The 11,426-nt window shown below is 60.5% G+C and carries 5 protein-coding genes; 1 reads left to right on the top strand and 4 read right to left on the bottom strand.

The window, feature by feature from the left end; translation table 11 throughout:
- The first annotated feature begins 7 nt into the window (after window positions 1-7).
- Window positions 8-1,828: a glycoside hydrolase family 2 protein gene (locus WMO46_RS09695; protein WP_276714481.1), complete on the top strand. Its 1,821-nt coding sequence runs from the start codon at window positions 8-10 to the stop codon at window positions 1,826-1,828.
- Between the two features lie 70 nt (window positions 1,829-1,898).
- On the opposite strand, the gene WMO46_RS09690 is transcribed toward WMO46_RS09695, so the two are convergent.
- The 4 genes from WMO46_RS09690 to WMO46_RS09675 all read right to left on the bottom strand — a co-directional run bounded on the left by WMO46_RS09690 (window position 1,899) and on the right by WMO46_RS09675 (window position 11,421).
- The gene (locus WMO46_RS09690; RefSeq protein WP_349094271.1) at window positions 1,899-3,446 is read right to left on the bottom strand and encodes a sulfatase family protein; all 1,548 of its coding nucleotides are present in this window, start codon (window positions 3,444-3,446) and stop codon (window positions 1,899-1,901) included.
- Entirely contained in the window at window positions 3,443-7,414 is a 3,972-nt protein-coding gene (locus WMO46_RS09685) for a hybrid sensor histidine kinase/response regulator transcription factor (protein ID WP_349094270.1), read from the bottom strand. The genes WMO46_RS09690 and WMO46_RS09685 overlap by 4 nt, the downstream gene beginning before the upstream one ends.
- Before the next feature lie 186 nt (window positions 7,415-7,600).
- Window positions 7,601-9,199 (bottom strand): arylsulfatase, encoded by a 1,599-nt coding sequence (locus tag WMO46_RS09680; RefSeq protein WP_394368779.1) that lies wholly within the window; start codon window positions 9,197-9,199, stop codon window positions 7,601-7,603.
- Between the two features lie 29 nt (window positions 9,200-9,228).
- Window positions 9,229-11,421: a M60 family peptidase N-terminal accessory domain-containing protein gene (locus WMO46_RS09675; RefSeq protein ID WP_195496497.1), complete on the bottom strand. Its 2,193-nt coding sequence runs from the start codon at window positions 11,419-11,421 to the stop codon at window positions 9,229-9,231.
- Window positions 11,422-11,426: the final 5 nt, after the last annotated feature.

Raw genomic sequence — 11,426 nt, 5'->3', positions numbered from 1 at the left:
ATCAGTAATGAGAAAAACAATTCTGACAACCGTGGCAGCACTGAGCGTGCTGTGCACCTTTGCCCAGTGGAAACCCGCGGGCGACAAACTCAAAACACCCTGGGCCGAGAAGATAGATCCGGCCAACGTACTCCCCGAGTATCCGCGTCCGCAGCTGGTCCGTTCGCAATGGATGAATCTCAACGGCCTGTGGGACTACGCCATCAAGCCGGCCGGCGCCTTGGAGCCGAAAACGATGGACGGAAAAATCCTCGTTCCCTTCGCCGTCGAATCGTCGCTGTCGGGCGTGCAGAAAAGCCTTACCGAAAAGGACGAACTGTGGTACCGCCGCACGTTCAGCGTACCCGCAGCGTGGAAAGGCAGCAACGTGATGCTGAATTTCGGCGCGGTGGACTGGAAAGCCGACGTATTCGTGAACGACATCCTCGTGGGATCGCACACGGGAGGCTTCACGCCGTTCTCGCTGGACATCACCCCCTACCTGAAAGCCAAAGGCGATCAGAAACTGGTGGTGCGCGTGTTCGACGGCACGGACAAGGGCTACCAGCCCCGCGGCAAACAGGCGCTCAACCCCAACGGCATCTGGTACACGCCGGTCAGCGGAATCTGGCAGACCGTATGGATCGAACCGGTGGCGAAGAGCCACATCTCGGGAATCAAGGCCATTCCCAACCTCGACCAGAAGAACATCGCCGTAACCGTGACGGCCGATAACTGCACGACGGGCGATCTGGTGGAGGTCAACATTCTCGACAAAGGCAAGGTCGTGGCTTCGGCCACGGGATTCCCCGGCAGTCCGCTGCGCCTGGCCATCGCCGAGCCGAAACTTTGGAGCCCCGACTCACCGTTCCTCTACGACATGACGGCGGAGCTCAAACGAGGAGGAAAAACCGTGGACAAGGTGGATTCGTACACGGCCATGCGCAAGATCGGCACCGCCCGCGACAAGGCCGGAATCCTCCGCATGACGCTCAACGACGAACCGCTGTTCCACTACGGCCCCCTCGATCAGGGCTGGTGGCCCGACGGGCTCTTCACCGCACCGACCGACGAAGCGCTGCTGTTCGACATCGTAAAGGCCAAGGAGCTGGGCTACAACATGATCCGGAAGCACGTGAAGGTGGAACCGGCACGCTGGTACTACCACTGCGACCGCGAAGGCATCCTCGTATGGCAGGACATGCCCTCGGGCGACATGGGCAACAAGTGGGAAATGTACATCTACAACGGCGGTACGGACAAACTCCGCACGCAGGAGTCGAAGGACAATTTCAGCAAGGAGTGGAAAGAGATCATGGACTTCTGCATCTCCTCGCCGAGCGTCGTGGTATGGGTTCCCTTCAACGAGGCGTGGGGACAGTTCGACACCGAGCGTATCGTGAACTGGACTATGGAATACGATCCTTCGCGTCTGGTGAACCCCGCCAGCGGCGGCAACCACCGTCCCTGCGGCCACATGCTCGACCTGCACCACTACCCGGGTCCCGCCATGAAGCTGTTCGACCCGCAGCGCGTCAATGTGCTGGGCGAATACGGCGGCATCGGACTGGCCTTGGAGGGACACCTCTGGTGGAACAAACGCAACTGGGGCTACGTACAGTTCAAGAACGCAGAGCAGGTGACGGCCGAATACGAGAAATACGCCAGGAACCTGGCCAAATTCGTACGCCTCGGCTTCTCGGGCGCCGTCTACACCCAGACGACCGACGTGGAAGGCGAAGTGAACGGCCTGTTCACCTACGACCGGAAAGTGATGAAGGTCATACCCGAACGCATCAAGGCAGCCAACGAAGCGGTGATCCGATCCATGTCGCTGGAGATGGAGTAACCCGGATAGAGTTCCTAAAAAAATACATCCTCCCGTGCGGGAGGATGTATTTTTTTGCACTTCGCCGAAACTATTTCCGGACGCGGACCGGTTCGATCGGAGGCAGCGGCCCGAATTCGCCGTGCGCAGCGGCCTTGATGCTGAAATCCTTGTACATCCAATGGTCACGATACCACGTACAGGGCTTGAATTCGTCGTTCAGCTCCTCCATTTTGGCAGCCATTCCGCTGCGGAGCGAGGCGAGGACCTTCGCATATTTCTTGTCTTCAGCGACATTGCGGGTCATGTGCGGGTCCTTCTGCCGGTCGAAAAGCAGTTCGGAACCGTCGCGCAGATAACGGGCATAGGTGTAGCGCTTGTCCCGCACGGCGCGCCATTCGAACCCGTTGCGCCAAAGGTGGGTATGTCCCATTCCCTGCATGAAGGCGAAATCCGGTTCGAGGCCCTTGCCGCCGCGCACCGCGAAACTGAGGTCGTCGCCCTCCATCTCGGCCGGGATGCTGTCGGAGAGCCCGACCAGACCGAGCAGCGTGGGCGCGATGTCCGGCGTATTGAGGCAGACATCCGTCCGTCCCCTCTTCGCCCCGGGGCAACGGATAAGAAAGGGAATGCGGCACGCCTCGTCGTAGAAGATCATCTTGAACATGCGGCCCTGCGAGGTCATCATCTCGCCGTGATCCGACGTAAAGACGACAATCGTGTTGTCGGCGATGCCCAGGCTGTCGAGCAGCTCCACCACGCGACCGAACTGCTCGTCGATGGAGTTCACCATCGCATAATAGCAGCGCATGGCCTCCTGATACCCCTCCCCTTTGACGAAATCGTCGCGCCAGCTGGTCCGGCCGTTGAAATACTCGGAGAAAAAGCGGTCCATATAGGGATCGGGATTCTCGTTGAAATTCTCCGGAAGCTCGAATTTCACGTCTTTGAATCTCTCGTAACAATGCGCCGGAACGTTCCTGCGGACCCAGGGGTCGTGCGTGGGGCTCCAGGAGAGCATCAGCGTGAAGGGCTGTTCGTCGCCGGCATGTTCACGAATGTAGTCGAGCGCGAGCCCCGTGAAGACCTCCGGACCGTACTGCCCTTTGAGATCGACATGCACGGGCTCGCCGTCGGGACCGTCCGTATCGTAAAATGCGCTGTAATTGATGTGGTTGAACGAATAGGCCGCCCAATAGCCGTCGAATCCCATGCGCTCGGGCCCCGGCTTGTAGGGACGGCGGTGGGCGTCGTTCCAATGGACTTTGCCCACGTAGCCGGTCTGGTAGCCGGCATCCGTGAGCACATGGGCCAGAGTCCGGTGGTTGGGATTCAGGTTCAGTTCGTTGATCACCATGCCCGTCGATGAGGTGTATTTGCCCGTTATCAGGCTCGCCCGGTAGGCGGCGCTGACCGGGCTGACCGACACGGCATTGGTGAAATCAAGCGACTGGCGCGCGAACCGGTCGATGTTGGGCGTCACGGCCAGCCCGTCGCCGGCATATCCCAGCACGTCGGCCCGCAGCTGGTCGGCCATCATGTAGATAATGTTGGGACGCTGCTGCTGCGCCCCGGCAGTCCCCGCAAGTCCTGTCAACATACCTGCTCCGAGCAGGTACAGCAATCGTTTGTCTTTCATTCTTTGGGTTTTGAGTTTTGATCCTTATATTGCTTGGGCGTCATCCCGAACTCCTCGCGGAAGCAGGCCGAGAAGTAGCTCGAAGTCTTGAAGCCCACCTGCTCGTAGATCTCCTTGATCAGGAAATCGCCGCTGCGGATCATCTCCGCAGCCTTGCGCAGGCGGTAGGTTTTCATGTAGTCGTTGGGCGATATGCCGAACAGGCTCTTGACCTTGCGATAGAAGTTCGAACGGCTCATGAACATCTTTTCGGCCAGCTGTTCGATGTAGAACGTCTCTTCGCAGAGGTGCTCCTCGATGTGGAAGTTCAGTTTCTCGACGAACTCCGCATCGCGCTTGCTGAGACCGAGCGACACCGTGTCGGCGTGCCCCGTTCCGGAGAGCAGCGCACGGCGGATGCGCTCCCGGTTCTTGATCAGGCTGTCGATCTGAGCCATCAGATGCTCGGCGGAGAAAGGTTTTTCGATGTAGGCGTCGGCGCCGTACTCCAATCCGCGGACCTTGTCCTCGACCGAGGTCTTCGCCGTGAGCTGGATGATGGGAATGTGGCTGTAACGCAATTCCGACTTGACGTATTCGCACAATTCATAGCCGTCCATCTCGGGCATCATGATGTCGCTCACGATCAGATCGCAGTTGTTGTCGGCGAGGACGCCGAGCGCTATTTTGCCGTTGGCGGCCGTCAGCACCTCGTAGCGGGCACCGATGATCTCGGCGATGACCGCCCTCAGATCGTCGTTATCCTCCACGATCAGTATCTTGCAGGTTCCCGTCTCTTCGGCGGCGAAGGGAGGGGGGGGGATTTGCGCATCCCCGCCGCCGTCCGCCCCGGAATCCGGGCCGTCCGACGCGCCGGACGCGACAGCCGCGGGATCGAGCGGAATCTCCACGGTGAACACAGCTCCGCCCCGCTCGTCGTTGGCGCACACGACGCTTCCGCCGTGCTTGATCGCAAGCAGGCGAGCCAGCGGCAGCCCGATACCGGTTCCGCCCTTGCTGTTGCCCGACTGGTAGAAGGTGTTGAAAATACGCTCCATATCTTCGGGAACGATGCCCTGCCCGTCGTCGGAAACCGTGATGCGGAAACAATTATCCCCGGCGGCGAGAGCCACGCAGCATTTGCTTCGAGCGTATTTCAGCGCATTGGACAACAGATTGTTCACGATCTTCGAGATGGCGTCGCAGTCAACCTGCGCCACCACGCCGGGCTCGACGTGCCGTTCGAGGCGGATGCCGCCGACCTCCGCGGCCGGACCGAAACGCACGCACAGTTCGTTCACCAGTTCCGAAACGTCGCACGGCTTCATCGTCGGCGTGTAATCCGTCTCTTCGGTCTTGCGCAGATCGAGCAGCTGGTTGACCATCTCCAGCAGATTGCTCGTGTTCTTTTCCATGACGCGGAGGTAATCCCGGACCTTGGGCGGGAAATGCGCATCCTCCCTCAGAATCGATTCGAGGGGAACCTTGATCAGCGAAAGGGGCGTCCGGATTTCGTGGGCCACGTTGGTGAAGAAATCAATCTTCGACTGATAGTTGATCTTCTCCTGCTGCGAGGCGAACTCGGCGAGTTTCAGACGGTGCTTCCGGCGGACGTACCAGGTCCCGCACCCGGCCAGCAGGCCCAGCAGAAGCAGGTAGCACACGACAGCCGGCGCCGAACGGTAGAACGGCGGCTGAATCACGAAGGCGACGCGGGCCGTATTCTCGCTCCACACGCCGTCATCGTTCGAGCCGCGCACCTCGAAGGTGTAGCGCCCCGGCGAGAGATTGGTGAAATGGACCTCGTTGCGGTCGGTGAAGCTCCACTCCTTATCCTGCCCGACGAGCCGGTAGGTATAGCCATTCTTGGACGAGGACTGGTAGCTCAGGGCCGCAAAGGTAAACCCGACGGAGTTCTGGTTGTATTTCAGTCTGAGCTCCTTGTTCAGATGCAGCGGATATTTGAGCGGCGAAGGATTCCGGCCCCCGCGGTCGATCTCCATCCCGCGGTCGTTGATGAGGAGCCCGGTCATGCAGACCGAAGGGACGAACCCGTTGCGTTGCAGATCCCCGGGCCGGAAGACCGAATAACCGTTGATGCCGCTGAAACAGAGCCGTCCGTCGCGCATGCGCAGCGAAGCGCGGTCGTTGAACTGGTTGCCGGTGAGGCCGTCGCGGACGGTCAGGTGGTAGCGCACCTCCTGCGTCTCGGTGTCGAGGCTGAAAAGCCCGTTGTTGCTCGCAATCCAGAGCATTCCGTCGTCGCCTTCTTCCAGCGAGGCGATCGGCACTCCTTTCAGCCTGTCGCCGCCGGCATTGAACGGAACGAAGTGCCGGGTTTCGCGGTTCAGCCGGAACAACCCCGTCTCCGTACCCAGCCACACGTCGTCGCGGCTGTCGGTCAGGATGCAGACGCTGTTGGGAGTGCTGCTCCGGGCGAACATATAGTGCCGGAAATCTCCGGAAGCGACATCGAACAGAAAAGCGCCCTTGTTGCGGGCCAGCACCCAGATCATGCCGGGCCCCGCCTGTGCGAAATCGCAGACGGAAAGGTCGTTGCCCCCTTTGTTCACCCGCACGAAATCGTCGAGTTTGCGATCGTAGCGGGCGAATCCCCACGGCGTTCCGGCGTAGATCGTCCCGGTGTCGTCGCGGAAAAGCGCCTCCACGTCGTCGTCGCAGAGCGAGGTCCCCACCCCGGGGTTGTTCCGGTAGTTGCGCACCGCCCCTGTCTTCATGTCGCGGGTATAAACACCCCCGGCGAAGGTTCCCATCCACAGGCGTCCCCCGGCGACGAGCATCGTCCGCACGTTTTTCACCTCCCGCAGGAAAGAGTCCGGACCGCCGCGGAAAGGTTCCGAGACGGTGCGCCCGTCGGCACTCACCTTCAGCACGCCCCGTTTGTCAATGGCAACCCACAGACTGCCGCCGCCGTCCTCGGCGAAACAGGTGGCGAGCGTCTTGCCCCGCTCCCCGATCTTCAACGGCATATGTTCGATCGGTTTGAGCCGGCGGGGAAGGTAGGTAATGCCGTTGTACTGCGTGGCGACCCAGATTCCGCCCTCGTGGTCGCGGAAAAGCGCATTGACCGTATGGGTGTAGCTCTCGCGGCGGACGGTCATGTCCGTCACGGGGTCGATCTCTTCCGAACCCGTATAAAAGACGAACAGTCCGTCGTCCGAACCGACCATCAGCTCGCCGCGCGAAAGCGGCAGCAGCGCACGGGCCGACATCTCCCGGCGCATCGTCCAGTCCGCGGCGCTCTCCCCCGACCAGACCATTTTCGCAAGTCCGTCGGTTTCGAAACACCCCCACAGTTCGTCGTTGCTGTAACAGAGCGATCTGACCACGGAGGGCACATGTCCGCTCCGCTCCTTCGCATAGACCGCCAGCCGCTGTTTCCCCTCGCTGTCGAACTCCGCGACCGTGCCGTTCCGGGCGCTCACGAAGACGTTCCAGTCCGGGCCGCCGACCATGTCGGTCACGGCGTCGGACAGACGGCTGTTCTGTTCGAGCGTGCCGTCCTCGGGATAATAGATGAAAAAACCCTGGGCCTCCGTGCCGATCCAGATTTTGCCGTCGCCGTTCTCGAAGATGCGGGTGATACGCCCGGTGATGACCACGCCGTACTGCGTGCGCACGCTGAAAGAGGAAAACAGATCCTTACGCTCGTCGTACAGGTAAACGCCCTGCTCGGTCCCCACCCACAACCGGTTTTTACGGTCGGCGCACAGCGCATGGACCGACGTGTTCAGCAGTCCGTGCCGGAGGTCTTCCGAATCATAGACGCGGAACGCAACCCCGTCGAAGCGATTCAGGCCGTCGGCCGTGCCGAACCACATGAACCCGCGCTGATCCTGTGCGATGCACCGGACCGTATTGTGCGACAGACCGTTGTCCGCGTTATAACTGACCAGCGCGTAATTCCGGGCCGAAACGGCTCCGGAGCACCCGATCAGCAGAAAGAGCGATATGATGAATCTTTTCATATATGAATCCATACGATAAAGGTAGAAAACAGTTTCCAAACGCGCAACCCGGCCGTTTTCGTATACCAGACAGATCGAATATGTCCGGTGCAGCCATTCGCGGACACGGGCCGCAGAATCACCGCGGCCCGCATCCGCCGTTCGGAAGCAGACGTTCGACGGTCCCGGACGACGGGGCCGCGAACCCTATTTCTGCAACCTCTTCGGGTACACTTCGTGCGTATCGGCCCACGCCTTCCATTTGGCCACGAGTTCATCGAGGAGCTCGGGATACCGGGCGGCGAGATTGCGGCGTTCGGTGCGGTCGGTCGGAATGTTGAACAGCTCCCATTCCTTCGATTTCTCGTCCTTGACAGCTTTCCAGTCGCCGTGGCGCACGTAGCAGTTGTCGAAATGCTCGCCGAAAAGATAGTCGTGGAGCACGGTCTTCGGCTTGCGGATCGTCGGCACGAGGCTCTTGCCCTCCAGCGGATGAATGTCGTTGCCGCCGTAGGTCGCCGGATAGGTCGCCCCCGAGACATCGACGAACGTAGCCATCAGGTCGGGCAGGAAGCTCACGTTGTCGCGGATCTGTCCGTCGAAACGGGAGAAGCGTCCGGGCCATGAAACGATCAGCGGAACGGCGAGGCCGCCCTCGTAGGCGCGCACCTTGTACTTGCGCAGCGGCGTATTGCTCACCTGCGCCCACGGCAGACCGTAGGAGGGAGCCACCCAGCTTTGGGGATCGTTGATGTCGGCCACCGTGCCGAAGCCCGTTTCGGTATGGGGCTCGGCGCAGGCTCCGTTGTCCGAAAGGAAGATGATCAGCGTATTGTCCTTCTCGCCGCTCTTTTCCACCCAGTCGAGCACACGGCCCACGTTGTAGTCCATGCAGTGCACCTGCGCGGCATAGACCGACATACGCATCGCGGAGTGCTTCCGCTCGGTATCCGTCAGATCCTCCCAGCGGCGCGACTCCCACTCGGCGAGCTCCCACGAATCGTCCACGAGGCCCAGTTCGGCCTGACGGCGGAAACGAGCCTCACGGATCGCCTCCCAACCCGCGTCGTACTTGCCGAGAAACTTGTCGATGTCCTCCTGTTTGGCGTGGAGCGGCCAGTGGGGAGCGTTATAGGCCAGGTAGAGGAAATAGGGCTTGCCGTCGCCCTTGTTGCTGTCGAGGAACTCGATGGCATAGTCGGTGAAAGCATCCGTCGTATAATACGGCGCCTCCGGAGGCGGCAGTTTGGTGTTGTCGAGCGTGAGCCCGCGGCCGCCGTGGGGCCGCAGATAGCTGCTGGCCCCGGCCAGGATGCCGTAGAAACGGTCGAAGCCGCGCTGAAGAGGCCATTTCTCCTGTCCGTGCATACCCAGATGCCACTTGCCGGCCATGTAGGTATGATAGCCCGCGCTCTTCAGCACCTCGGCGATCGTTACGCAGTTCCGGTTGAGATAGCCCTGATAAGCGGCAGGCTTCCGGGGAGACGGATCGCCCGGTTTGCGTCCGGGAACGGGGTCCTCGGACATGCCGCCGATGCCGGCCTGGTGGGCATACAGACCCGTCATCAGGCTGGCCCGCGTGGGACATGAACGCGCCGTGGAGTAAAACTGCGTATAGCGCACTCCGCTCTTGGCAAGACGGTCGATATTGGGCGTGGGAATCTCGCCGCCGTAGCAGCCGACATCGGAATAGCCCATGTCGTCAACCATGATCAAAATGATGTTGGGCTGCTTCGCCGCCGTCGCAGCGCCTCCGGCGAGCGCCGCGGCCGAAGCTCCCAATGCAAAAACGGTTTTATTCACGATATTCGATTTTCGATTGTTCTGTTATCTCTCTATTCGGTCTTCTCTTCCACCAGTCCGAATCCCATCTCGCACATCTGCGTAATGGAGTAGCCCGAAGTACCCGGCGTGATGGGCTGCAACTTGAAGCGGATATGAGTCGTCGTGTACTCCCGCTCGAAATAGTAGAACTCCCAATTGGAATTGTACAGCAGCTTGAATTCGCTGGGAGCGGTGGGTTTCCACTCGCCGGACGCATCGTCGAGGTATTCGATGTCGTAAATGTAGCTCGTGTAGTAGTAGTTGGCGACATTCCAGAGCGCGAACGTGTTGAACGTAACGGGTTCCTGCGAATACTCGAAGTCGTCGTCCTCGGGAGTATCCTCGCCGGGGCCGGTGAAGCTCAGAATGTAGAACGGGATATGGGCCCACATCGAACCGGTAGCCGGCTGCATATGGCCGAGAAGTCCGTTCATGTTGCTGGTGTTGCCGTCGAAAACGTTTTTCCAGAGCGGGTTGTCGATCGAGTTTCCGGTGAACTTCGTTCCGTTGGCCCTGACGACCGTGTCGCAGCGGGGATTGACCGGATCGTTATAGGCGTTGTAATCCCACGCCACACCGCGCAGATACCAGTTCATCTTGTCGTCGGCGGAAGCCATGCTGAACGTCAGGCCGGGAGCCGGCCGCGCGATGCTCTTATTCGGCGTCCGGGACTCGAACGAAGGCTCCGTCGAACTGTCGTAGCTGGTCCAGAAGCGTTCGTTCTCGCCCAGCTCCCGGAACTGCATCATGTAGCGGATGGCGACGGTCGAACAGGGGAAATGCCAGCGGCGGAAGAACGGCAGCAGATTGCGGTCGGCGTACTCGCAGGCGCTCATCGCAAAGAAATCGCAGGCGGCCTGCCCCTCGAGCAGCTCGTCGGGCTCATACTCGAAACCCAGCTCGCGGGCGCGCTGGGAAACGTAGGGGAAAAGCCCCCAGCCCAGATAATCGGCCAGCTGTTTGAGCATCGTCGTGCGAACGTTGTCGTTGGCGTGACCGTACATGATGCCGTTGTCGCGGTTGCTGACCGTCCGGGCGAACTCCTTGTTGAGCTTGTCCACGTTGTCCGCGAAATTGATCACCTGACCGGGCCACATGCCGAGCGTGCGCGCATAGTGGTAGTAACCGATATTCAGCGAGGGCTGCAACAGTTTGTCGCTCTCCTGCCACGGGCTTTTCACCGCCTCGCCGAAACCGAAGAAGACATTGAACCAGTTGGTCGAACCGTCGGTCTGCGCCTGCAACAGGGTCGTGTTGATCAGCTTCTTTTCGTCCACGAACGTCGTGGAGGACTCGCCGCGCAGGAACCCGATGGGATAACCGCCGTACTGCTGGACGTTGGCCGCCGGGAAAAGCGCCGTCTGCCCGGCATCCGGCAGCTGGATGTCGGAATAGACACGCATGGGAGGCTGGTTGGCGGGATCGTAGCCGCCGAAACGGTAATAGGCGTCGGCGATCTTCCCGTAGTAGTCCAGAACGCCGTCGGGATCGGTCATCGCGCTCATCTCCGAAACGCCGGCCGTAAGGATCACCTTGTCGGAAACGAGCTCCGTCCAGTTGAGGAACGCCATTGAATCGGGGTCCTCGCTGGGTGCGGCCAGCAGCGCAGCCCGTTCGAGCATGGTGTTGATCCAGTCGCCGAAGCGGGTTTCGCCCTGAACATAGTCGTCGGAGGGAACCGCGTTGCCGACCGTAACGGTTATATCCCCGGCCGGAACCTTGTCGGCCGGATAGCAGAAATAGAGGAAACCGCCGAAATAACTCGAAACGACATTCGTTCCGGAATGGAGCGATCCCCGCGTGACGACATTCCCGTAACGCTGGCGAAGCTGTCCGGAGAGCAGCTGATGGCCGATGCCGATCTGGTATTGCAGGTCGTCGGTCCCCTCGGGAACCACGATTTCGACCTGATCGCCCGAAGCGACGTAGAGGCCCGTGCGCTGAAGCACGGCCGAATCGGGGGCGAAGGCGAGCGGTTCGTAACCGCCCTTCACCGGAACCTGCACACCGAACACACGCTCGATGCCCGAGGAGACGATACCCGGGAATTTGTCGGCCCAGTCCCAGTAGGGATTGCCCGAGGAACCGCCCTGGTCGGAACCGCCCATGTCGATCAGCGGGGCCTCCTCGGTCAGGTCTTTCGAACACGAAAAAGCTCCTGCGCCGATGACTGCCGCCAGCAATATAATCAATGACTTTTTCATAGCTT

Origin of the sequence: Alistipes intestinihominis, from assembly GCF_040095975.1 — a bacterium.
Lineage (GTDB): Bacteria > Bacteroidota > Bacteroidia > Bacteroidales > Rikenellaceae > Alistipes > Alistipes senegalensis.
Note: the sequence above shows the minus strand (reverse complement) of the source record. Positions and strands in the feature narration are given on the sequence as shown.

Excerpts from the sequence above, each read along its gene's own strand:
- WMO46_RS09695 (WP_276714481.1), top strand. The coding sequence starts at position 8 with ATGAGAAAAACAATTCTGACAACCGTGGCAGCACTGAGCGTGCTGTGC.
- WMO46_RS09690 (WP_349094271.1), bottom strand. The coding sequence starts at position 3,446 with ATGAAAGACAAACGATTGCTGTACCTGCTCGGAGCAGGTATGTTGACA.
- WMO46_RS09685 (WP_349094270.1), bottom strand. The coding sequence starts at position 7,414 with ATGAAAAGATTCATCATATCGCTCTTTCTGCTGATCGGGTGCTCCGGA.
- WMO46_RS09675 (WP_195496497.1), bottom strand. The coding sequence starts at position 11,421 with ATGAAAAAGTCATTGATTATATTGCTGGCGGCAGTCATCGGCGCAGGA.